This is a genomic window from Streptomyces sp. SudanB25_2051 (assembly GCF_964272635.1).
Classification (GTDB): Bacteria; Actinomycetota; Actinomycetes; order Streptomycetales; family Streptomycetaceae; genus Streptomyces.
Map to the genome: position 1 here is coordinate 3,463,616 of NZ_OZ186787.1, position 22,567 is coordinate 3,486,182.

At 75.5% G+C, this 22,567-nt stretch carries 16 protein-coding genes, 2 tRNA genes and 1 riboswitch; of the genes, 9 read left to right on the top strand and 9 right to left on the bottom strand.

Going from position 1 to position 22,567, the window contains the following annotated elements:
* Positions 1-101: 101 nt before the first annotated feature.
* The 3 genes from ACSUPT_RS15480 to ACSUPT_RS15490 all read left to right on the top strand — a co-directional run bounded on the left by ACSUPT_RS15480 (position 102) and on the right by ACSUPT_RS15490 (position 1,101).
* A tRNA-Lys gene (locus tag ACSUPT_RS15480) sits at positions 102-174 on the top strand.
* Between the two features lie 281 nt (positions 175-455).
* Positions 456-812, top strand: coding sequence for a PRC-barrel domain-containing protein (locus ACSUPT_RS15485; RefSeq protein WP_351966932.1), 357 nt, complete (start codon positions 456-458; stop codon positions 810-812).
* 115 nt (positions 813-927) lie between these two features.
* The gene (locus tag ACSUPT_RS15490; RefSeq protein ID WP_351966931.1) at positions 928-1,101 is read left to right on the top strand and encodes a hypothetical protein; all 174 of its coding nucleotides are present in this window, start codon (positions 928-930) and stop codon (positions 1,099-1,101) included.
* Between the two features lie 85 nt (positions 1,102-1,186).
* Here ACSUPT_RS15490 and ACSUPT_RS15495 read toward each other — a convergent pair whose 3' ends face one another.
* Entirely contained in the window at positions 1,187-1,669 is a 483-nt protein-coding gene (locus ACSUPT_RS15495) for a DUF5994 family protein (RefSeq protein WP_361654523.1), read from the bottom strand.
* Positions 1,670-2,063: 394 nt separating this feature from the next.
* Here ACSUPT_RS15495 and ACSUPT_RS15500 point away from each other — a divergent pair.
* Positions 2,064-2,137, top strand: a tRNA-Met gene (locus ACSUPT_RS15500).
* A gap of 326 nt (positions 2,138-2,463) precedes the next feature.
* Positions 2,464-2,598: riboswitch (cyclic di-AMP (ydaO/yuaA leader) on the top strand.
* 12 nt (positions 2,599-2,610) lie between these two features.
* Positions 2,611-3,699 carry a M23 family metallopeptidase gene (locus ACSUPT_RS15505; protein ID WP_404146319.1) on the top strand — a complete coding sequence of 363 codons (1,089 nt, stop codon included), beginning with the start codon at positions 2,611-2,613 and terminating at the stop codon, positions 3,697-3,699.
* A gap of 267 nt (positions 3,700-3,966) precedes the next feature.
* On the opposite strand, the gene ACSUPT_RS15510 is transcribed toward ACSUPT_RS15505, so the two are convergent.
* The 4 genes from ACSUPT_RS15510 to ACSUPT_RS15525 all read right to left on the bottom strand — a co-directional run bounded on the left by ACSUPT_RS15510 (position 3,967) and on the right by ACSUPT_RS15525 (position 9,577).
* Entirely contained in the window at positions 3,967-5,250 is a 1,284-nt protein-coding gene (locus ACSUPT_RS15510) for a PrsW family intramembrane metalloprotease (protein ID WP_351966990.1), read from the bottom strand.
* 261 nt (positions 5,251-5,511) lie between these two features.
* Complete coding sequence (gene trmB, locus ACSUPT_RS15515; RefSeq protein WP_436944665.1) at positions 5,512-6,453, bottom strand: tRNA (guanosine(46)-N7)-methyltransferase TrmB; 942 nt, start codon at positions 6,451-6,453, stop codon at positions 5,512-5,514.
* A gap of 206 nt (positions 6,454-6,659) precedes the next feature.
* The gene (gene lhgO / locus ACSUPT_RS15520) at positions 6,660-7,850 is read right to left on the bottom strand and encodes an L-2-hydroxyglutarate oxidase (protein WP_436946219.1); all 1,191 of its coding nucleotides are present in this window, start codon (positions 7,848-7,850) and stop codon (positions 6,660-6,662) included.
* Between the two features lie 170 nt (positions 7,851-8,020).
* Positions 8,021-9,577, bottom strand: a complete 1,557-nt coding sequence (locus ACSUPT_RS15525; RefSeq protein WP_436944666.1) for an MFS transporter — start codon at positions 9,575-9,577, stop codon at positions 8,021-8,023.
* Positions 9,578-10,660: 1,083 nt separating this feature from the next.
* Here ACSUPT_RS15525 and ACSUPT_RS15530 point away from each other — a divergent pair.
* Positions 10,661-12,778, top strand: a complete 2,118-nt coding sequence (locus ACSUPT_RS15530; RefSeq protein WP_399218564.1) for an asparagine synthase-related protein — start codon at positions 10,661-10,663, stop codon at positions 12,776-12,778.
* A gap of 34 nt (positions 12,779-12,812) precedes the next feature.
* Here ACSUPT_RS15530 and ACSUPT_RS15535 read toward each other — a convergent pair whose 3' ends face one another.
* The 3 genes from ACSUPT_RS15535 to ACSUPT_RS15545 all read right to left on the bottom strand — a co-directional run bounded on the left by ACSUPT_RS15535 (position 12,813) and on the right by ACSUPT_RS15545 (position 16,484).
* Positions 12,813-13,349, bottom strand: a complete 537-nt coding sequence (locus tag ACSUPT_RS15535; protein WP_361654532.1) for a hypothetical protein — start codon at positions 13,347-13,349, stop codon at positions 12,813-12,815.
* 8 nt (positions 13,350-13,357) lie between these two features.
* On the bottom strand, positions 13,358-15,283 hold the full coding sequence (locus ACSUPT_RS15540; protein WP_436944667.1) for a sigma-70 family RNA polymerase sigma factor: 1,926 nt from the start codon (positions 15,281-15,283) through the stop codon (positions 13,358-13,360).
* Positions 15,284-15,710: 427 nt separating this feature from the next.
* The gene (locus tag ACSUPT_RS15545; protein WP_399218562.1) at positions 15,711-16,484 is read right to left on the bottom strand and encodes a TetR/AcrR family transcriptional regulator; all 774 of its coding nucleotides are present in this window, start codon (positions 16,482-16,484) and stop codon (positions 15,711-15,713) included.
* A gap of 355 nt (positions 16,485-16,839) precedes the next feature.
* Here ACSUPT_RS15545 and ACSUPT_RS15550 point away from each other — a divergent pair, with 355 nt between their 5' ends.
* Complete coding sequence (locus tag ACSUPT_RS15550) at positions 16,840-18,375, top strand: NAD(P)/FAD-dependent oxidoreductase (protein WP_351966926.1); 1,536 nt, start codon at positions 16,840-16,842, stop codon at positions 18,373-18,375.
* Between the two features lie 108 nt (positions 18,376-18,483).
* Complete coding sequence (locus tag ACSUPT_RS15555; RefSeq protein WP_436944670.1) at positions 18,484-20,217, top strand: ATP-binding SpoIIE family protein phosphatase; 1,734 nt, start codon at positions 18,484-18,486, stop codon at positions 20,215-20,217.
* Between the two features lie 10 nt (positions 20,218-20,227).
* Here the strand turns inward: ACSUPT_RS15555 and ACSUPT_RS15560 are convergent, their stop codons facing one another.
* Complete coding sequence (locus ACSUPT_RS15560) at positions 20,228-21,505, bottom strand: MFS transporter (protein WP_436946220.1); 1,278 nt, start codon at positions 21,503-21,505, stop codon at positions 20,228-20,230.
* 142 nt (positions 21,506-21,647) lie between these two features.
* On the opposite strand from ACSUPT_RS15560, the gene ACSUPT_RS15565 reads away from it, so the two are divergent.
* Complete coding sequence (locus ACSUPT_RS15565; RefSeq protein WP_351966924.1) at positions 21,648-22,202, top strand: MarR family winged helix-turn-helix transcriptional regulator; 555 nt, start codon at positions 21,648-21,650, stop codon at positions 22,200-22,202.
* Positions 22,203-22,567: the final 365 nt, after the last annotated feature.

Here is a 22,567-nt window from a genome sequence, read left to right on the forward strand (position 1 = left end):
GCGGGCCCGTCCCCCGTCCGGGACGCGCCGGAAGCGGTGTTGTGCCGATACCCGATCGGCTCACGCCCCCCGGCGGGCTATGCTCGGGGATGACCCGTCACGGGCCCTTAGCTCAATTGGCAGAGCAGTGGACTTTTAATCCATTGGTTGTGGGTTCGAGTCCCACAGGGCCTACCGGAAGGACCCCGTCTCGCGCTGCGGCGAGCCGGGGTCCTCGTCGTTTCGGCCGCCTGGACGAGCGTTCGCCGGCCCGGTGCGGGACCGGTCGCGGCCCCGTCCGGGACCGGAGGCCCGTCCGGTGCGCCGACCGGCCGGGGCGGGCACGCCCGCTCGTGTGGCGGGGCGGGGAGCGGCGGGGCAGGCTGGGGAAGAGGCAGGGCGGGCGCGCCGTCGCGCCGTCGGCGTCCCGTGGAGCGGCACTGCCGGAGCGTGGCCCGACCAGGGGAGCAGACCGCATGATCCATCCAGCAGACATCCGCGAGTGGCGCAACCAGGACGTCGTGGACCCCAAGGGGCACAAGATCGGCGTCCTGGAGGCGGTCTACGTCCACACCGCGACGGACGAGCCGGCCATGGCGACCGTCCGCACGGGACTGCCCACCCGTCAGCGCCTGGTGTTCGTCCCGCTGGACGACGCGACGGTCGGTCCGGGGTACGTCAGGGTCCCGTACGACAAGGGCACGGTCCGCAAGGCCCCGGCGATCGGGCTGGACGACGTGCTGGCCGCCGAGGACGAGGCGGTCGTCTTCCACCACTACGGCCTGGCCTACCAGCCCGGTCCCGCGGGCGAGCGGGTCCTCGCCCGCCGCTGAGCCCCCGTGGGCCCGCTCCCGCAGGCCCGCTCTCGGGGCCCGGCTCCACAGGTCCGCTTCCCGGGGCCCCGCCCCACAGGTCCGTCACCGGCCCGTCGCACGGAGGAGTACCAGCATGGCGATCTTCCTGTTCCTGATCCTCGTGGCCATCGTGCTCGGCCTCATCGGCGTCGCGGTCGAGGGGCTGATGTACCTGCTGGTCATCGGCGCCGTCCTGCTGGTCGCCGACCTGATCTTCTTCGGCGCCTTCCTGTCCCGGCGGCGCGGCCGCGGGCGCGCCGCCCGGTAGGGCCCGGCGCGCCGGCACGCGCTGCCCGGCGCCGCGCACGCGAGGGCCCGGCGCCCTGGCACGCGGCCAGCGGGCGTCCGGCGGCTCAGACCTGCGCGCTGCTCCCGGTGCCCGTGTCGATGAGGATCTGCCCGGCCTGCGCGGTGTTGCCGGGCTGCACGGCCCGCGCCATCGCGGCCCGCGCGGCCTCGGGCGTCGCGTGCGGGGGCACCACGAGCAGCGAGAAGTGGTCCCGGTCGCCGCGGGTGATCAGTACCGTGTCGTCGCCGACCGGGAACGAGGCGATGTGGACCACCCGGTCGTCCACGATCAGCCGCACCGGGAGCTCGTCCCACGCGGCGGCGTCCAGGCCGACGCGGGTCACCGGGCCCAGGTGCTCGCTCAGCGCGCGTACCAGCGCGGGCAGCTCCTCCCCGATGTCACGGGAGCGCGGCCACCACGCCCCGTCCAGCACTCCCTCGCGGGAGCCCGTGGTCTCCAGCCGGAGCAGCGCCGTGCCCGGCCGCACCGCCTCGTGGACGGCGTCCGGGAGGCGGCCGGGGGCGGAAGGGGTGTCGAAGTCGGCCATGGTGGTGTTCGCCTGTCTGCGCGGGGTCCGGTCGCTGCGGCGAACCGGACGTTCACCCTCTTCCACGGTACTCCGCGACAAGGGGCCCGCCGCGCCACTCGCGCCCCACGGGGACGGCACGTACCCGGGTCGGAGGACCGCCCTCGGCCCGGCCGGACGGAGCCGTACGGGCGGACCGCCTCCGCCCGGCCCGGCGGGGCCGCGGCCTCGAGGCCGTCGCGCGCACGCTGGGGAGGTGGCGCCCGCGTCTCCGGGCCCGCGGTCTCGGGGCCGTCGCGCACGCCCAGGGCGCTCGGCCGGACGCTCAGCCGGCCGATTCGACCAGGTTTTCGGAGCCTGGGCCGGTAATTGGTAAACGACCCCCTCCGGGATGGCGTAAGGTGGTGTTCACCGACGCGGGGTGGAGCAGCTCGGTAGCTCGCTGGGCTCATAACCCAGAGGTCGCAGGTTCAAATCCTGTCCCCGCTACTGAAACCGAAGGCCGGATCTCTCGAGATCCGGCCTTCGGCGTGTCCGGGCCCCTCTGGGCCCCCGACGACCGGTCCCCACGCTCCGTGAACGCCGGGGCGCGTTCCGCTAGGGCAGTTGACAGGCAGTCAGAAACTCGATTAAGGCGTTCCGGTCCCGCAGCGGCCTGATTCGGGGTCAGTTCGCTCTGGCTTGTCCCTTTATGGGGTCTTGCGCCGCCGGTACGTGGGCGGGGCATCCAAGGGAACGGCTTGGAATACGGGCCCCGCTTCTATTAACGTTCGATAACGCAGCGCGGTCGTCCCAGTCGTCGCAAGAGGCGGCACCGTGCGCATGCGCCGAATCCCGCAAGGGAACCGGGGAACCACACACTTGGGGTGAATCGGGCCCTCACCGGCCCGTAGGAGACCTTCCTGCTCCGAACCCGTCAGCTAACCCGGTAGGCGGTGAAGGAAGGAAAGGAGTACGCCTCCGTGGCGTCCAACAGGCCTGCCCCCGAAGCCCCCTTCGGCTCGTACGACCCGATCGGCCACCCCACGGCTTCGGGAATCCCGGACGCCGCCGCCCCCGCGGCCACCGTCGAGTGGAACCCCACCGAGGACACCGTCCGCCCCGTCCGGGGCCGGCACCGTGTCGTCAAGCAGCGCGGCGGCCTCGCCCGCAGCTCCACCGTCCTCGGGGTCGGCGTCATCGCCGCCGTCGGAGCGGGCGGCATGGCCACCGCGCACGACAAGCCGCGCGTCGCCATATCCCTCCCCGACGTGAACCTCCCCGACGCCTCCTCACTTCCCGGCGTGGGCACGCTCATCGGCGACGACGCGCAGGACACGGCCGAGGAGGCGCCCGCCGCCGCCCCCGCCAACCTCGCCACGCTGACCCTCTCCTCCGACCAGGCCGCGACCGACGCCCAGGGCGCCGAGGCCGACGCGGGCGAGGCGCTGCGGGCGCGCATCCTCCAGCAGGTCGAGCAGCAGCAGGCGTCCGCCGAGGCCGCGGCGCAGGAGGCCGCGGAGAAGGCGGCGGCCGAGAAGGCCGCGCAGGAGGCCGCCGCCCAGCAGGCCACCGCCGAGGCCGCCGCGAAGGCCGCCGAGGCGGAGCGCAAGCGCGCGGAGGCCGAAGCCGCGGCGAAGGCCGAGGCCGAGCGCCTGGCCAAGCTCGCCGCGAGCTACGCCCTGCCGACCTCCTCGTACACGATCACCTCGACGTACGGCCAGGCCGGCTCCATGTGGTCCTCCGGCTACCACACCGGCCTGGACCTGGCCGCCCCCACGGGCACCCCGGCCAACGCCGTCCACGGCGGCACCATCAAGTCGGCGGGCTGGTCCGGCGCGTACGGGTACCGCATCGTGCTCGAACTCCCGGACGGCACCGAGGTCTGGTACTGCCACCTCTCCTCCATGACCGTCAGCGCCGGCCAGACGGTCGGCACGGGCGAGACGATCGGCCGCGTCGGCGCGACCGGCAACGTCACGGGCCCGCACCTCCACATGGAGGTCCACACCCCGTCCGGCGGCGGCATCGACCCGCTGGCCTGGATGCGGGGCAAGGGCCTCACCGTCTGACCCGGTTCACCGGCCGGGCCTTCTCACCCGGCCGTCGGTCCTGGCCGCCATCGGAGCCGGTGCCGCACGGTCCCCTCGTGCGGCACGGGCCCGACCCGACGGCCGGCCCACCCCGTACGCCGCCTCACCGCGGCGCCGGTGCGAGCCCGTCGCGCTCCACCCCCTGTACCCCGGCAGCCCTGGCGCACACCCCCCACGCCAGGGCTGCCGGTCCGCGTTGCGGGCCCGCACGCCGGGCCCGTGGCCGTCGCGCGGCCCGTACGGCGGTCAGTACCGGTACGGGTTGTAGCCCGCGTAGTCCCGGTGGGGCGGCGGGGTCCAGACGCGGCCGGTGGCCCGCGCGGCGAACGTCAGGGACGGGGCCGCCACCGCCTTGCGCTGCCACAGGTGGTGCAGCAGCTCCTGCTCCCGCGCCGTGAAGTCCCGGTCCGTCACGCCCTTGCGCGCCCGGTACCGCAGGAAGGCCAGGGACGTGGCGAACGCCTCGTACTCGCCCACCGTCCGCGCCGCCGCCGGGCCGAACGCCCGCGCCGCGTACGACCGGGCGAGGCTCCGCGCCCGCATGGACGACAGGGCGAGCGGCTCGTCGGCGGAGAGCCAGCCGGCCGCCGCGTACGCCGGAAGCTCACCGGATATCGTCCGCAGCTCCCGCTGCCGCGTCCATATCGCCAGCCACGTCAGCAGGCCCAGCGCCGGCAGCATGAACGCCCCGTACACGAGGATGAACCCCCACGGCCCGAACGTCGTCGAGCCGTTCCACAGCGCGTGCACACCCATCGCGAGGACCAGGCCCAGCAGCGGCAGCAGTGTCCGCACCACCCTGCGGCGGCGGGCCGTCATCGCGGCGATGCCGAAGCCGATGCCCGTCAGCACCGTGAACAGGGGATGCGCGAACGGCGACATCACCACGCGTACGAAGAACGTCGCCGCCGTCACCGACTCCAGGCCCGATGTGCCGATCTCCTGGTCCTCGCCGAACGCGCTGCCCAGGTACAGGATGTTCTCGGTGAACGCGAAGCCCGTCGCTGTGAACCCGGCGACGACCACCCCGTCCACCAGGCCCGTGAAGTCCCGCCTCCGGAACAGGAAGATCAGCAGGATCGCCGCCGCCTTGGCGCTCTCCTCCACCACGGGGGCGACGACGGTCGCGCCGAGCGTGTCCGCCGACGTCGGGTCCGCCGTCGCCGTGGCTATCCAGCGGGTCGCGAGGGTGTTGGCCAGGATCGCGACGAGCGCCGCCGCGAACGCCCCCCAGGAGAAGGCGAACAGCAGGTTCTTCCACGGGCCGGGCTCCACCCGGTCGAGCCAGCGGAACGCCGCCATCAGCAGCGGCACCGGCAGCAGCGCGAGGCCGAGCCCCACCAGGAAGCCGGTCGTGCCCGTCTGCTCCCGCACCAGCGCCAGGATCACCAGGGCGCACAGCGCGAGGACCAGGCAGACGGCCGACAGCCGCACCACCCGGCTCCGCCAGAACCGGCCCCTCGGCTTGTACCGCCAGCGGGCCCGCTCCGGCACGGCGTCGAACGACGGCCGCGGATCGTAGGCCGGGATGGCCGGCTGGGCATGCCCGGCCGGCCGCTCGGCGTCGGCGGGCCGGGGCCGCCCGGCCTGACCCGGCAGCGGGGCGTGGTCCGCCGCCCGGGGGCGGTCCGCCGGACGCGCCTGGCCCGCCGGACGGGCGTGGCGGGCGGGCGAGCCCGGTGCGGGGGTCCGTGGATCGAGGCGGGGTGCGTGCGAATCTGACACCCCATCGACCCTAGACGGCCGGACTGACACCGCGCGAGGGCGTTGCGGAGGGTTACGGCGAGGCTGTTACGCGCGGGCGAAGAGCAGGTCGCGGACGACGTGCCCCTTCCGCAGGCCCTGCTGCTCGAACCGGGTGAGCGGCCGGAAGCCGGGCCGTGGCGCGAACCCGCCGTCCGGCACCGTGTTCACGAAGTCCGGGTGCGCGGTCAGCACCTCCAGCATCTGCTCGGCGTACGGCTCCCAGTCCGTGGCGCAGTGCAGGACGGCGCCCGGCTTCAGCCGCGTCGCGAGGAGGCTGAGGAACTCGGGCTGGATCAGCCGCCGCTTGTGGTGCCGCTGCTTCGGCCACGGGTCCGGGAAGTAGACGCGGGCGCCGGCGAGCGCGGCGGGCGGCAGCATCTCGCGGAGCAGGATGATCGCGTCGCCGTTGGCCACGCGCACGTTGGTCAGGCCGTTGCGCTCGGCGAGGCCCAGCAGGTTGCCCTGGCCGGGCGTGTGGACGTCCACGGCGAGGATGCCGGTCGAAGGGTCGGCGGCGGCCATGGCCGCGGTCGCCTCGCCCATGCCGAAGCCGATCTCCAGGACGACGGGCAGCCCGCCGAACATCTCGTCCAGGTCGAGGACGCGCCGCCCGTCGATGTCCAGGCCCCAGACCGGCCACAGGCGGCGCAGGGCCTCGCCCTGGCCGGTGGTGACCCGGCTGCGGCGCGGCTGGAAGCTGCGGATGCGGCGCTCGAAGTGCGACCCGGCCGGGTCGGGCGAGGGCCCGGTCCCGTCGGGGAACATCCGGCTCCCGCGCCGCGAGGCCGGTACGGTCCCGGACGCGGACGACCGGGCGGCGGACCCGGACGCGCCGGTGCCGGGCGCGCCGGACCCGGGGGCGGACCCGTGCGCGGCGGACGCGGGCGCGGCCGGCTCGGGGGCGGGCCCGGACGCGGCGGACGCGGGCGCGGCCGGCTGGGGGGCGGGGGGCGTGGGGGGCGTGCTCGACGCGGTCTTCTCGGACACAGTGCTTTCGATTCTACGAACCCGGCCCGCGTTCCCCCCGGGCCCGCGCTCCCGGCCCGTGGGCGGGTGCGCTCCGGGCCCGCAGGCACGGGGGCCGCGCCCGCAGACAACCGGGGGCCGCGCTCCGGGCCGTGTTCCCAACCGGCGCGCGCTCCCGGCCCCTCGACGGGCCCGCGCTCCCGGCCCACCGGCGGCCCGCGCCGCCCCTACCCGCTCAGGTGCGCCAGCGCCCTCCGCGCCACCTCGCGCCCGATCGGCAGGGAGGCCGTCGCCGCCGGGGACGGGGCGTTCAGCACGTGCACCGTGCGCGGCGCCTCGCGGATCAGGAAGTCGTCCACCAGCGTCCCGTCCCGCAGCACCGCCTGCGCCCGCACCCCCGCCGGGGCCGGCCGCAGGTCCTCGGCCCGCACCTCCGGCAGCAGTCGCCGCACCGCCTCCGTGAACGCCGCCTTCGACAGCGACCGGCGCAGCTCGCCCGCCCCGTACCGCCAGTGCCGGCGCGCGATCGCCCACGCGCCGGGCCACGCCAGCGTCCCGGCCAGCTCGCCGGGCCGTACCGTGAGCCGGCCGTACCCCTCCCTGGCCAGCGCGGGCACCGCGTTCGGTCCGACGTGGACGCCCCCGTCGACGCCCCGCGTCAGATGCACGCCCAGGAACGGGAACGCCGGGTCCGGCACCGGATACACCAGCCCCCGCACCAGCCCGGGCCTGGCCAGCTCGTAGTACTCACCCCGGAACGGCACGATCCGCATGCCCGGCTCGTCGCCCGCGAGCCGCGCCACCGCGTCGCAGTGCAGCCCGGCGCAGTTCACCAGCGCCCGCGCGCGCACCACCGCGCCGTCCGCCGTGCGCACCGCCACGCCCCAGGGGCGCCGGTCCACGGAGGTGACCCGCGCCCCGTAGCGCACCTCGGCGCCGGACGCCTCCGCGAGCCGCGCCGCGACCGCGCCGTAGTCGCAGATCCCGGTCGTGCCCACATGGATGGCCGCGATGCCGCCGACGTGCGGCTCGTACGCGCTGATCTGCGCCGGGCCCAGCTCGCGCACGGGGATGCCGTTCTCGCGGCCGCGCTGGACGAGGGCGTGCAGGCGGGGGAGCTCGGCGCGGTCGGTGGCGACGATCAGCTTGCCGGTCACCTCGTGCGGCAGCCCGTACTCGGCGCAGAACTTCACCATCTCGGCGGCGCCCCGCACCGCGAACCGGGCCTTCAGGGAGCCGGGGCGGTAGTAGATGCCGCTGTGGATGACGCCGCTGTTGCGCCCCGTCTGGTGGCGGGCGGGGCCGGGCTCCTTCTCCAGGACGGTCACGCGGGTGCCGGGCGCGGCCCGCGACAGCGCGTACGCCGTCGACAGTCCGATGATCCCGCCGCCGACCACCAGGACGTCGCAGTCGAACATGCCGCCGCCGAACCCGGACACCTGTGCCACCTCCCACCCCGATAGTGCACTGGCCCGCTGACAACGCCGTTAAACCAGGCGCGTACGGCGGTGGGAGATGGATCACGCCAGGTGGCACGCCCTTCGGCGGCGTGTCCCCGGCCGGGCCGGGACGTGCGGGGCCGGAGCCGTCACACCGGGGCGGTCAGCAGCGGGCGGGCGCGCTCGCGCAGCTCGGCGACGCGCGGCTCGTCCCCGTACGGCTCCAGGCGGTGCAGCAGGTCCCGTACGTACTCGGTCGTACGCGCCGACGAGATCCGCCCGGCCACCTCCACCGCGCGCGTGCCGGCCGCGCACGCCGCGTCGAGGTTGCCCGACTCCAGCTCGGCGACGGCGCTGACGACGAGCCGCAGCCCGTGCGAGCGCACGTACTCCTCCGTCGGGCGGGAGAGCGCCTGCTCGGTGAACCGGCGGACCTGGCGCGGCGCCTTCAGGTCGCGGTAGCACTCGGCGGCGTCGGCGGCGAACCGGTCGTACGAGTAGAAGCCCAGCCACGACGGGTCGGCGTCGCCGTCGCGGGAGCGCTCCAGCCACCCCTCGGCGGCCTTCAGCGCGGCCCCGGCCGCCGCCGCGTCCCCGGCCTTGGCGTGGGCGCGGGCCTCCACGAGGCGGAAGAACGACATCGTGCGCGCCGTGGCCAGTCCCCGGTTGCGCTCCACGGCGGCCTGCGCCAGGTCCACGCCCTCGTCGGCGAAGCCCCGGTAGGTGGCCTGGAGCGACATCGACGCCAGCACGTACCCGCCGAGCGGCACGTCCGCCGCCGCGCGCGCGAGGCGCAGCGCCTGGATGTAGTACCGCTGGGCGGCCTCCTGCTGGCCGGTGTCGAAGGCCATCCAGCCGGCCAGCCGGGTCAGCTCGGCGGTCGCGCCGAACAGGGCCCTGCCCACCTCGTCCGAGTACGAGCCGAGCAGCAGCGGCGCCGCGTCCACGCGCAGGCACTCGGGCACCATCGACGAACGCCAGTCTCCTCCGCCGTACTTGGAGTCCCAGCGGCGGGCGTCCTCGGCGGCCTCCCGCAGCTTCGCCACGTCGCTGTGGCCCACGCGCGCGTGGGCGCCCTCCGGCGGCGGCTCGTCGACCGTCGCCACGGGCACGGCGGCCTGCTGCGCCCCGGCCCCCGCGCCGGCCCCGGCTCCCGTGGCGGTGCCCGCACCGGAGCCCGCCGCGCCCGGACCGGCCGCGCCCGTCGCGCCGCCCTCCGCGCGCGTGAGGCGCCGCTCCACCGACGGGTCGGCCGGGGTGATCAGCCACCGGGAGGCGGGCACCGCGTACGCGCTCACCGCGAACGAGCCGGCCAGCGACTGCCATATGCCGCCCGCACCCGCCCGGCGCCCCGCGAGGTCCAGCCGGTACAGCTCCGTCGCCGACTTCACCGCCTCGCCCACGTCGCGCGGGAACGCCAGGCCCACCTCGGGCGCCGGGTCGGCGTCCGCGAGGCCGATCTCGTGAAGCGGCACCGGACGGCCGAGCTTCTGGCCGATCGCGGCGGCGATCAGATGCGGCGCGGCACCCTGCGGGATCATGCCCTTCGACACCCAGCGGGCCACCGACGTCTTGTCGTAGCGCAGGGTCAGGCCCCGCTGCGCCCCCAGGTCGTTGACGCGCCGCGCCAGGCCGGCGTTGCTGATCCCGGCGAGGGCGAGAACGGTGCCGAGCTTCTCGTTCGGTCCGCGTAGCTCCCTGGACATGCGCCACCCCTCGACACCCAGACGGCCGCCGCGCTGCCAGGCATAGGCGCGCGGCATTCGTAAACCCAGCGTAGTTCGCCGCATCCCTACCGTTAAGGGGTGGTGTTCCCTATGGCGGGATTGTTGTGCGTAAGGGAAGTTGGCGTGCGCCCGGCCCCGTCCCACCGTGCTCCCGGGCGTGTGGCCGTGCGCCCGTCCGTGCGCTCTGGCTCGCGGCGTGCGGGGAGCGCTTCCATGGTGCCGCGTGGGTCGGCCCGCTGGCGGGAACCAGCGGGCTGGGGGACACCGCCGCCTCATTCCCCGCGGGCGGCGGACGGGTCCGGAGGGCGAGCAGCGCCCTCCGGACCGCGCGTATGGATCACCGTGGAGGGGGGAGTGGCCGACAAACGTTCCGGTTGGTTGGGTTCCTGAGAATGGCTGAATGATGCCCATGGTTCGGCCGGGCGAACCCCTGTGTACCGATGCGGAGTTGGGGCGACGGGTCGCTGTGCGTACGGGGCTGGGTCCGCTGTGCGTACGAGTCCAAGGGCCCGTGTGAGGGGCCGCCCGCCGGATCGGGCGGAGAAGAGGCCTTCGCGGCGGGGGAGTTGAGCCTGCGCCTCGCGGACACCCGCCCTGCCCGCTCCGAGGCCCGCCGCACCTCGTACGCGGTCGCCTTCCCGGACGCCCGCCGCGTCCGGCGCTTGGGCGTTGCTCCCGCCCCACTCCGAGGCCCGCCGCGCCTCGTACCCGGTCGCCTTCCCGACAGCCCGGACACCCGCCGCGCCCGGCGCGTGGACACCGCCCCGCCCCGCTCCGAGGCCCGCCGTGCGCCCGCCGCCCGCGCGTGGGCGCCGCCCCGTCCACGGCCGCGCCCGGCCCCCGCCGCGCCGCCCGCTCACGGACGCGGCCGCCCCGCGGGCCTCGGCGCCAATTGCCAGGGGCGCGTACCCGTTTACCGGCCCGCCGCCCCGACGCCCTCCCGTGCGCCCCTTGTCGTGGCAGCATGTCCCCGTCGGCACCCCCGTCGCACCAGCCGCCCCAGTGGCCCGTGCCGGGCGTGCCGCGAGTGGCTGAAGATGTCCACAGGCTGTGGAGGCGGCGATGCGCTGGCTGGTGGGGTGGAGCAGTATCGCCGCGAGCTTCGGCACCGCGGGCGCGGTCGGCCCCACCGACGACGGCGCGACCATCCAGCCCGTCGGCGGCCAGCTCCTGTGGGGCGACCCCGATCCGCTGTGGGCCGTCGGGGACTGGCGCCCCGACGAGATCCGCGTGGTCGGCGTCGCCCCCGACGTGCGCCTCGCCGTCCTCGGCTGCTGCGCGGCGTCCGACGAGGAACTGAAGGTCGGCCTGTTCGCCGCGCGCGGCGGGGCCCTGCGCCACCTCACCGCCTGGCCCGGCAGCTACACCGCCGTCGTCCAGACCGGCCGCCGCATCACCGTCACCTCCGACCTCGCCGGCGCCCGCCCCGTCTTCCACACCCCCTGGGCCAACGGCACCGCCTACGCCACCGCCGCGCTGCCGCTCGCCGACCTCATCGAGGCACAGCTCGACATCGGCCACCTCGCCGCGCTCCTCGCCTGCCCCGAGACCCCTGAGGCGCTGCGCGACTCCACCCCGTACGCCGGCGTCAAACGCGTACCGCCCGGCCACGCCCTCGTCCTGCGCGAGGGCTCCCGCGAGATCACCGGGTACGAACCCGTCGCCTCCCTCGCCGTCGCCGCGCCCCAGGTCGACCCCGACCGCGCCGTCGAAGGCGTCCGGGACGCCCTCGTCGAAGCCGTACGGGCCCGCCTCACCGCCCCCCGCCACGCCCCCGCCGGCCTGCCGCCCGACCCCGGCCCCGTCCCCGGCATGGGGCCCGCCGACCGGCGCGCCGCCCGCGGCGAGGCGCCCGCGCCGGGCATCGGCGCCGACCTGTCCGGCGGCAGCGCCTCCAGCACCCTCGCCCTCCTCGCGGCCGGCCTGCCCGGCGTACCCGGCACCATCACCGGGCAGGGCGGCGCGGGCGCCGGCGAACGCCTCCTCGCCGTCACCTTCAACGACCTCACCGCCGCGGCCCGCGAACCGGCCCACACGGCCGAACTGGAACGCGCCCACGCCCTCGCCGAGGACCCGCGCCTCCACCACGTCGTCGTCGCCGCGACCGAGGAGGCCCTGCCGTACGCCGACCTCGACGTGCCGCTCACCGACGAGCCGGGACCCGCCCTCGTCACCGCCGCCCGCCACCGCCGCCGCCTCGCCGCGGGCAGCGCCGACCACTTCACCGGGCACGGCGCCCGCCAGGTCCTCGACGCCCACCCCGCCCGCCTCGCCGACCTGCTGATGGACCGCAGGCGCCGCCACCTGCTGCGCCCCGTCACCGCCCTGGCCCGCGCGACCGGCACCACGGCGGGCTCGCTGCTGGTGCCGATCACCGTCTACCGGGCCGCCCGCCGCCTCGCCCGCACCCCGTACCGCGCCGGTCTGGAGGCCGCCGCCGGGCGCCTCCTCGAAGCCAACCGGGGCCTCGCCACCGGCGCGACCGCGCCCGGCCCGCTCGACGCGTCCCTCGCCGCGCTCGCCTGGTCGCGGCCCGGCCCCGCCGCCCGCTGGCTCACCGGCGAGGCGCTCGCGGAAGTATCGGTTCGCCTCCACCAGGCCGCCACCCGCCCGACCTCGGTGCAGCGCCCCGGCGAGGCCCGCGCCCGCGCCGCCCTGGCCCGCCACGCCGCCGACCACCGCGTCCTGGAGCAGGCCGCCGAGGTCCGCAGCCAGCGCCTGCACGCCCCGTTCTTCGACAACCAGGTCGTACGGGCCTGCCGGGACCTCCCGGAATCGCTGCGGGTACGGCCCGGCGCGCGCGCCGACATCCTGCGCGCCGTCCTCGCCGGCAGCGGCATCCACGACCTGCCGCCCGGCTGGGGCGCCCCCACCCTCACGCCGTCGCAGGCGGCCGTCCAGGCCGGGCTGCGCGTCGCCCTGCCGCAGCTGCTCCGCCTGTTCGAGGCGCCGCTCCTCGCGGACGCCGGGCTGATCGAGGCGCGGGTCGTCCGCACCGCCCTGCGCGCCGCCGCCGACGGCGAACCGGTCCCCCTGGACGGCATCGCGGACCTGGTCTCCACCGAACTGTGGCTGCACCGCCTCGTGGCCCGCCGCGGCACCTGCTGGACCGGCACGGCCGCGCCCCGCCGCCGCGCCGTCGCCGGGGGCGTACCGTCCCGGCCGACCCTCCGCTCGTAAGCCCGCGGCCCCGGGAAGATTCGAAAGACAGGCCCTAACCGGGCAGCAGGTCCCCGAGCGCCTCCAGCACCAGCATCCACATGGGCAGCGCCCCGGTGCCGAACGCCGCGGCCAGGGCGTAGCCGAGCGCCGCCTCCACGGCCCGCACCCGCGCGTCGTCCTGCCACTCGGCCAGCACGACACCGTCGCCGTCCGACGAGAACCGCCCGATCGGCTTGCCGTCCCGCAGCAGCCGGCTCTCCGACAGCGCGTCGGGCACCAGCCGGTAGGCGACCCCCTCGTACGTCACGTCCACCCGGAAGGAGCGCCTGGTCAGCCGCCCCTTGCCCGGCCGGACCGGCACGGCCTCGCCGTCGACGACCAGCGACAGCAGCGCCCCGTCGCGGGTGCCGACGGGTATGTGCTCGTCCACGTCGGCCACTCCGTCGGCGCGGCGCACGACGACGCCCGGCACCGTGTCGCCGCGGACGTCCACGACTCCGGCGGCGGTGTCCAGCGCGACCGCCACCGACCCGAACAGCGTGTCCTCGGTCTCCCGCACCGTCACGGGCGCCTCACACGGCAGGTCCATCGACTTCCTCACCCTCCTGTACAGCTGATGCCGGCGTCCGCCCAGTCCGCGAGCGCCATCGCTCCCGACGGCCGGGACGGCTCCGTCACCAGCCGGATCGTTTCGCGGCCCGCGATGCCGACGCTCACCGGCACCGCCGGATCACCCCCGTCGACCACGGGCGACTGCCACAGCCGCACCCCGTCCGCCCACACGGAGAACCGGACGGAGCCGAGCCCCTTCGACATGTCGTCCACCCCGACGAACGCCTGGTAGGTGGAGCACTCCGCGTTGAGGTCCACGATCACCGACGAGCGGGGGTGCACGGTGATGCCGTGCCCGTACGTCGTGCCGCCGATCGACAGACCAGACCGCTGCCACACCCAGCCGGACCCGCCGAGCCGCAGCTCGGGCCCGGTGTGGTCGCCGAACACGTCGTACTTCAGGTGCCCCACCCGGTAGGTGGCCGGCGCGGGCGCCGGGGTCGGCGTGGGGCTCGGCTTCGGCTTCGGCGTCGGGGTGGGGGACGGCGTGGGCGTCGGGGACGGCGAGGGCTTCGGCGGCGCCGGCTTCGGCGTCGGCGTGGGGCTCGGTTCCGGAGCGGGGGTGGGCGTGGGCGTCGGCGTGGGCTCAGGGGCGGGCTTCGGCGCCGACACGGGCACCATCCGCGGCGGTGGCGGCTGCGGCGCGGGCGCCGGCGGCTCCACCACGGGCGGTACGACGGGCTGGGCGACCGGCGGCCGCGCCACCGCCTTCGGCGCGGGACCGGGGTCGCCCGACAGCGCCCAGACGAGCCCCGCGGTCGCCGCGACGGCCAGCGTCGCCGCGATGCCCGCCTTCGCGGGAGCGCCCAGCCCCTCGGCCGCCGCGCCCCCGGCGGCGGCACCCGAGGCACCCCCGGTCGCCGCGGCCGCCGCACCGGCGCCCGCCGCACCCGCCGCGCCCCCGGCGACGACCCCCGCAGCCTTGAGCGAGAACCCGGTGGCGAACCAGCCGATGACCGCGACCGGCAGCAGCGCCGGGATTCCGGCGTTGACCTGCTCCAGCTCACCGGCGGCCAGGCGGCACTTCGCGCACTCCTCCAGGTGCTTGCGCAGCCCCCGCTCGGCCCGCATCCGCAGCCCGCCGCGCGCGTAGGCGCCGAGCCGGTCCGCGTACCTGGCGCAGTCGCCGCCCGCCGTCAGGGACTGGCTGACGTGCGCCTGGAGGTACGCCTGCTTCAGCCCCTCGCGGGCACGGCTCGCCAGGACCGCCGTGGCGTTCGCGGTCAGCCCGAACAGCGGCGCCACCGCGCTCGGCGGCTCCTCCTCGACGGTCGTGTGCCACAGCACCGCCTGCCACCGCTCCGGCAGCGACCGGAACGCCTGCAGGGCCAGCGACTGCTCGGCCTCCTGCATGGCCCGCACATCGGCGCCCAGCTCCACCGTGTCCTCGTCGGTGAGCTCGGAGGCCCGAGCGGCCTCCGCGGCGAACACCCCGAAGTCCTCGACCAGCTGCTCGCGCTTGGCCGTCTTCGTCCAGGCCGCCGCGACGTGCCGCACGGTGGTCAGCAGATACGCCCGCACGGCCTGCTCGGGACCGGCGCCGCGCCGCACCGCCTGGAGGGTCCGGGCGAACACCTCGGCGGTCAGGTCGTCGGCGGTGTGCCGGTCGCGGCAGCAGGTGCGCGCGTACCGCAGCACCGCGCCCGAGTGGCGCCGGAACAGCTCCTCGTACGCGGAGTCGTCACCGCCCCGCATCCGCTGGACCAGCTCCGCGTCGGACGGCGGCAGCTCCACCGGCGGCGGCAGCACCGATTCGGCGCGCTGCGGAGGGATGCCCGGCTCGTCCGGGCGGGGCCCGCCCCGCACCGGTCCGCGGCCGCCCTGGGCCGGAACCTGCGCCGAGTGCCGTCCTCCGGCCGACCCGACCGCGTCGGTGCCGCCGAGCTGCTCGTCGCCACCGTCACCGTTCAACGCGACCGCCCCCCGTACCCAACCTCAGACCGGAACACCGGCCAAGGTTCCCACAGCGCCCCGAACGGCCGCGGGCACGGGCCCGCCAACCACCCGTCCGGGGCGGAACTTTCCCACGCGCCCGCCGGCGGGCACATGTTCGGAGTAGGCTCCCCCGACACGGCCCCGCCACAGGCACCTCGGCCAAGGCGCGCCGCCAAGGCCGCCGCGCCACGGGCCCGCACCGTGAGGCACGCGAACAGGCCACAGCGGGGACTCCGCACACGGACCCGCAGCGGGGCGTGCGCCACAGGCCGCAGCGGGGACTCCGCACACGGACCCCGTGGGCGCCGGGTCACGGACGCCCCGCCACGGGCTCCCCTCACGGACGCCCCGCCACGGGCTCCCCTCACGGACGCCCCGCGGCCCGCACCTCACACGCGTACCGTCACGGGCGCGAGCGGAGCCCCTCCAGCAGGATCTCCAGCAGCCGCGCCGACGCCGCGCTCTGCTGCGCCGCGTCCGGCAGGGAAGGCGCCGCCGTCGCGATGACCAGCAGCACGTCCGCGACCGTCACGTCCCGCCGCAGCTCCCCGGCCTCCCGGGCGCGGCTGACCAGCCGGCCCACCACGTCCAGCAGCTCCGACGCACCCGCGTCGTCCAGCTCCGCCGCGGGCACCGCACGCGGCGTCACCACCCGCAGCGCGCCCGACGCGCCCGCGCCCCGCTGGTGCGGCACCCGCACGTCGTCGGCCGCGCCCGTCTCCTCCACGTCCACGCCGACCCGCAGCACCTGCGGCGGCAGCAGCCGTCCGGCACCCGACTCGACGGACGTGCGCAGGAACCTGGCCAGCGCCGACCAGGGCTCGTCCTCCTGCCCCAGGGCGGCCCGCGCCTGCTCGGTCAGCCGCGCGGTCTCCTCCTGGGCTATGCGCCGGACCAGCACGTCCTTGCTCGGGAAGCGGCGATAGACCGTGCCCACACCGACCCGGGCCCGGCGCGCCACGTCCTCCATCGGCGCCCCGTACCCCAGCTCCCCGAACACCTCGCGCGCCGCCCTCAGGACGTGCTCGAGGTTGCGCTGGGCGTCCACGCGGAGCGGCGCGGGACGCGCGGCCCCGGCCACACCGGCCCCCGCCACCGTGCCGACCGCGCCCTGCGCCGGCATCCCGCCGACGGTCTGCGCGGCCCGCGCCTGCCCATGCGAATCCTGAATGTGCATGTGTTTCCCCCGGTTGCTTCGACGTCTCCCCCCGGAGACTCCCCGCCCTGACGTCCGGGTTGCCCGGCCTGCCGACGATCAGGTCACACGCGTCGGCCCCGGCACCCCGGTGAGATACGAACATAGTTGAGAGGCAGTCAATTCAGAAGGGGTAGTTCCGTCCGGTGCGCCCCCCGATCGGAGCAAGGCCCGGAAGACTCCTGTTTCCCCACCCGCACGGACCCCTCCAAACCCCCTCCGACCTGCGGAATCCCCTCTTCCCGCAGCCCTGTCTGCACCCCGCTCCCGCCCGCACTTCCAGTCACACAATCCGGTCGGGCCTGTGGACAAACCACCGGGGCCGTTGCGTCATGGGATGGTGACGGCTGCAATCCCGAGGGGAACCGACGAATCCCCGGCACGCGTGCGCGTTCTCGTCGTCGGCGGTGGCTACGTCGGCATGTACACCGCCCTGCACCTCCAGCGGCAGCTCAGAGCCGAGATGAGGAGCGGCGCGGTCGAAGTGGTCGTGGTCACCCCCGACCCCTACATGACGTACCAGCCGTTCCTGCCCGAGGCGGCGGCCGGGAACATCTCCCCCCGCCACGTCGTCGTACCACTGCGGCGCGTCCTGGACCACTGCCGGATCGTCATCGGCGAGGTCACCTCCATCGACCACGCCAAGCGCACCGCCGTGGTCGCCACCCTCGCCACCGAGGAGGAGGGCGCGGGCCCGCTGGAACTCGGCTACGACGAGCTGGTCCTCGCCCCCGGCTCCATCTCGCGCACCCTGCCCGTCCCCGGCCTCGCCGACCACGGCATCGGCTTCAAGACGGTCGAGGAGGCCATCGGGCTGCGCAACCACGTCATCGAGCAGATGGACATCGCCTCCTCCACCCGCGACCCCGCCATCCGCGACGCCGCGCTCACCTTCGTCTTCGTCGGCGGCGGATACGCCGGCGTCGAGGCGCTGGGCGAGCTGGAGGACATGGCCCGCTACACGTCGCGCTACTACCACAACATCAAGCCGGAGGACCTGAAGTGGGTCCTCGTCGAGGCCAGCGACCGCATCCTGCCCGAGGTGGGCGAGGAGATGGGCCGCTACACCGTGCGGGAACTGCGCGCCCGGAACATCGACGTACGCCTGGAGACCCGCCTGGAGTCCTGCGTGGACCGGGTCGCCGTCCTCAGCGACGGCAGCCGCTTCCCCACCCGCACGGTCGTGTGGACGGCCGGCGTCAAACCGGCGCCCCTCCTCGCCGCGACCGACCTGCCGCTCAACGAACGCGGCCGCCTCCGCTGCACCCCCCACCTCACCGTGGAGGGCGTCGAACACGCCTGGGCGGCCGGCGACGCCGCCGCCGTCCCGGACGTCACCGCCCCGGAACCCGGCCGCGAGTGCGCCCCCAACGCCCAGCACGCCGTACGGCAGGCGAAGGTCCTCGCCGACAACCTCGTGGAGTCCCTGCGGGGACGCCCGCCGCGGCGGTACGCGCACAAGTACGCCGGGTCCGTCGCCTCGCTCGGCCTCCACAAGGGCGTCGCCCACGTCTACGGACGCAAGCTCAAGGGCTACCCGGCCTGGTTCATGCACCGCACGTACCACCTCAGCCGGATCCCCACCTTCAACCGCAAGGCACGCGTGATGGCCGAGTGGACGCTCGCCGGACTGTTCAAGCGGGAGATCGTCTCCCTCGGCTCGCTGGAGCACCCCCGCGCCGAGTTCGCGCAGGCGGCGAGCCCCCCGCCGGACACGGCCGTCACCGCCGACTCGTCGCCGGGCGCCCACGACACGACCGACGACGCGGCGGCGGACCGCGCGGCGGACACCGGCAGAACCGGGGACACGCGCAGCGGCGGCGTCGAAGGCGAGACCCCGGGACGCGGGGACACCGGCCGCGCGGCCGATTGACGCCCCCGCTGTCAGTGCGCTCCGTCACACTGGGCGTGTGACCATAGGTGGGCCCACACCTGCACAGAGTGACCCCCACGGCAACGACACCACGAGGCAAAGAGATCCGTGAACTTCACGCGTTGGAGCGCCCGCTTCCCCGGTACGCAGCGCCGCGCCGCCGCGCGCCGCACCGACCACGCGGGTGCGCCGGCGCAGCGCGGTGACGGCTCCGTCCCGGCCGCCCGCGGCGCCTACGGGGAGCGCCCGGCGCCCGGCTCCGACGACGAACCGGCGGAGCCACCCGGCGCGCCCGCCGACCCGTGCGCGCCCGGCGCACACCCCGCGCCCCCCGCGCTGGAGGACTTCTCCGTACGGGAGCTCCTGGGGCACCTGCCGGGACTCGTCGCGCTCACGTACGGCACGGACCACCGCGTCGCCTACGTCAACGACGCCTACGCCGCCGCCTTCGGGCCCCGCGCACCCGGCCACACCGTCGCCGACAGCTGCCCCGAGCTGGACGAGCTGGGCCTCCTCCCGCTGATGGACCAGGTCCTGCGCAGCGGCAAGTCCCGGACGGTCAAATCCCGCCGCACCAGGAGCGGCGGCTCGTACACGGTCTCCTGCCTCCCCGTCGACGTCCCCGCGCACCACGGCCGCCCCGGGCAGCCGGGCGGCGGCGTCCTGGTCCACGCCGCCGACGTCACCGACCACGCCGAGGCGGCCGAGCGGCTCCGCGCCAGCGAGCGCCGCCACCGCGAGACCGCCGTCACCCTCCAGCGCTCCCTCCTCCCGCAGAAGCTGGAGCAGCCCGACGACCTGCGGGTCGCCGCCACCTACCAGCCGGGCGGCGCGGACGCCGCGGTCGGCGGCGACTGGTACGACGTCATCACCCTCGGCGCCGGCCGCACGGCGCTCGTCATCGGCGACGTCATGGGCCGCGGCGTCCGCGCCGCCGCCGTCATGGGCCAGCTCCGCACCGCCGTCCGCGCCTATGCCCGCCTCGACCTCCCGCCCCACGAGGTGCTCCAGCTGCTGGACGGCCTGGCCGCCGAGATCGACGCCAGCCAGATCGCCACCTGCGTGTACGCGGTCCACGACCCCAACGAGGGCCGCCTCGTCTACGCCTCCGCCGGCCACCTGCCGATCCTCGTACGCGACGAGGACGGCACGGTCCGCCGCGCCGAGGACCCCACGGGCCCGCCGCTCGGCACCGGCGGCTGGCTCCACACGTCCGGCACGATCGACCTCCCACCCGGCTCCACCGCCGTCCTCTACACCGACGGCCTGGTCGAGCGGCGCGGCGAGGACATCGACGAGGGCGTCGCCGCCCTGGAGCGCGCCCTGTCCGGCGCGACCGGCGCCCCGCACGTCGTCTGCGACCGCCTGCTGCGCTCCCTGGGCGTGGCCGCCGACCACGACGACGACGTGGCCGTCCTCGTCCTCCAGCACCCCTCGCGCACGGGCGCCGACGCGGAGCTGTTCCACAACGCCGCGCTCGACCTGCTCGGCGGCGTGGAAGCGGCGCCACGCGCGCGTGCCTTCGCCTCCGGGGTGCTCTCCAGCTGGCGCTTCCCCGTGGAGCTGCGCGACCTGGGAGTCCTCGCCACCAGCGAACTGGTCGCGAACTCCCTGCAGCACGGCACCCCGCCGATGCGGCTGCGCCTGCGCCGCACCGACCGGCGGCTGATCATCGAGGTCACGGACGGCGACGACCATCTGCCGCGCCGCCGCCGCGCCGAAACGGAGGACGAGGCGGGTCGCGGCATCTCGATCATCGCCACGATCGCCTCGTCCTGGGGCTGCCGCCGCACTCCGGGCGGTGGCAAGGCCGTGTGGTGCGAGTTCGCCCTCCCGGGCTGACCCGCCGGGGTCAGGCCGCCGTCTCCACGGCCCGCTCGCCCGGCGCGTGCCGGACGACGACCCTCGACCGGGCCACCGCGTACGGGTGGTCCTGCGCGGCGGTGAGCCCCCGGCCGAGCCGCACCGCGAGCACGCTGATGCCCAGCGAGAACAGCACGAAGGTCACGATGTACGGCCCGTGCAGCGACGCGCCCATGGGCCCGCCCACGGCGGGGCCGACGGCTAGCGCCAGCTGCTTCACCAGGGCGAAGGCCGAGTTGTACTGCCCGACGGCCGACTCCGGGGCCAGATCCGCCACCAGCGGCGCCACGGTCGGCGACAGCATCGCCTCGCCCAGGCCGAACAGCCCGTACGTGGTGATGAACGCCGCCGTCGCCATGGCCTGGCTGCCGTGCCCCAGCCCCGCGTACCCGGCGATCAGCCACGCGAAGGCCCAGATCAGGCCCACGGCGGCGATGACCCGCGTACGACGCGCCCGCTCCACGTACCGCAGCACCACGAACTGCGCGACGACGATGACGGCCGTGTTGGCGGCCAGCGCCATGCCGAGCGTCGACGGCTCGATCCCGGCGGCCTCCGTGCCGTACGCGGCGAGGCCCGACTCGAACTGCCCGTAGCAGGCGAAGAACAGCACGAAGCCCAGCACGCACAGCTGGACCATCGCCCGGTGGCCGAGCAGCGCCCGCAGCCCGCCCGCGCCCTTGCCGCCCGCCTCGGCGGGACGGGCGCCCGCGATGGCCGGCGTACGGGGCATGCGCACGGTCGCGGCGATGACCGCCAGCACCAGGAACATGGCCGCCTCGATGGAGAAGAGCAGCAGGAAGCTGCCGGGACGGCTCTCGTCGACCAGCTGGCCGCCGATCAGCCCGCCGAGGCCCAGGCCGAGGTTCTGCAGGAAGAACTGGAGGGCGAACGCGCGCGTACGGGCGTCCGGCGCGGAGCTCCAGACGATCATCGTGGCCAGCGCCGGCTGCATCACCGCCGTACCGGCTCCGAGCAGCGCGGCGGCCCCGACCACGGTGGCGACGCTGCCGGCCACGCCCATGGCGAGCGCGCCGACCGCGGCCAGCAGCGCCGCGCCGACCAGGACGGGCAGCGGGCCGCGGCGGTCGATGGCCCTGCCGGTGAACGGCAGCACGACGAGAGCGGCCATGGCGAACACCGCCAGCACGGCACCGGCCGCGCCCGCGCCCAGCTCCCGCACCTGGGCCACGTACACGTACAGATACGGCACGGTGAACCCGAGCCCGAACGCGCTCAGCGCGTTGCCCGCCTGTACCCGGCGCATCGCGGCGCCCCTCGCCTTGGACACACTCACCCACTTCATGTTCGTAGGACTGAAGTCTGAAGACTTCAACACTAAAGTTCGATGCTTAACTGTACACATTGAAGGACTTTGAAGCCAAGCGGGCCGTGGGATACTCCTCGGCATGCCCGAAGCCCACGAGCCGACCGTCGAGCCGAGCCTCGACGAGCAGATCGCCGCCTACCAGCGCGAGTACCGCGACCTCGACCCCCAGGTCGAGCAGGTCGTCTCGGCACTCGGCCGGCTGAACCGCCGCATGAACGTGGCGTACGGGCGCCAGCTCGCCGAGCTGGGCATCAGCAACGCCGAGTGGGAGGTCCTCAAGACCCTCGTCCTGGCGGGCGCCCCCTATCGGATGGGGCCGAGCGAGCTGGCCAAGCGCCTGGGCCTCACCCCGGCCGCGATGACCCACCGCATCGACCGCATGGCCGGCGAGGGCCTGGTCACCCGCGACCGCGACGAGAACAACCGGGTGCGGGTCATCGTGGAGCTGACCGACGAGGGCCGCGCGAAGTGGCTGGAGGCCATGCGCATGGCCACGGCCTTCGAGGGCGACCTGCTCCAGGACCTCTCCGGCGACGAGCGGCGCGTCCTCGGCGAGCTGCTCACGCGCCTGCTGCGCAGGGTGGAGCACGCCCAGCCGGACGCGGGCGGCCGGCTCACGGACCTGGACGGCTGAGCGACAGCCCGGCCGCCGCCGGAGGGGGGTTGACACGACCCTCCCCGGTCCGTAAAGTTCTTCGGGTTGTCGCGGAGCCGGACGGTTCCGGGGCAGCCACTCCGCCGCGAATAGCGGCACCCAAACCCAAGCACGATCTCCTCACGGGGTGGATTTCGGCATGCCGTAATTCATTCCAGCGGCTCGATTATGAGCGGCCGGGGAAATCAGCTAGAGTTTGAAACGTCGGAACGGCCCAACGGTCGGGAAGGCAAAGCCCGCTGACTGGGAGTCAGGCCCGAAAGGATCTGATAGAGTCGGAACCGCCGGAAAGGAAAACGCGAAAGCGGAGAACAGCCCGGCAGCCCGCTCCAGCGGGTGGCAGA

Coding starts and splice junctions, on each gene's coding strand:
- ACSUPT_RS15485 (WP_351966932.1), top strand. CDS start 456: ATGATCCATCCAGCAGACATCCGCGAGTGGCGCAACCAGGACGTCGTG.
- ACSUPT_RS15490 (WP_351966931.1), top strand. CDS start 928: ATGGCGATCTTCCTGTTCCTGATCCTCGTGGCCATCGTGCTCGGCCTC.
- ACSUPT_RS15495 (WP_361654523.1), bottom strand. CDS start 1,669: ATGGCCGACTTCGACACCCCTTCCGCCCCCGGCCGCCTCCCGGACGCC.
- lhgO (WP_436946219.1), bottom strand. CDS start 7,850: ATGTTCGACTGCGACGTCCTGGTGGTCGGCGGCGGGATCATCGGACTG.
- ACSUPT_RS15525 (WP_436944666.1), bottom strand. CDS start 9,577: ATGTCCAGGGAGCTACGCGGACCGAACGAGAAGCTCGGCACCGTTCTC.
- ACSUPT_RS15530 (WP_399218564.1), top strand. CDS start 10,661: ATGCGCTGGCTGGTGGGGTGGAGCAGTATCGCCGCGAGCTTCGGCACC.
- ACSUPT_RS15535 (WP_361654532.1), bottom strand. CDS start 13,349: ATGGACCTGCCGTGTGAGGCGCCCGTGACGGTGCGGGAGACCGAGGAC.
- ACSUPT_RS15545 (WP_399218562.1), bottom strand. CDS start 16,484: ATGCACATTCAGGATTCGCATGGGCAGGCGCGGGCCGCGCAGACCGTC.
- ACSUPT_RS15550 (WP_351966926.1), top strand. CDS start 16,840: ATGGTGACGGCTGCAATCCCGAGGGGAACCGACGAATCCCCGGCACGC.
- ACSUPT_RS15560 (WP_436946220.1), bottom strand. CDS start 21,505: ATGCGCCGGGTACAGGCGGGCAACGCGCTGAGCGCGTTCGGGCTCGGG.
- ACSUPT_RS15565 (WP_351966924.1), top strand. CDS start 21,648: ATGCCCGAAGCCCACGAGCCGACCGTCGAGCCGAGCCTCGACGAGCAG.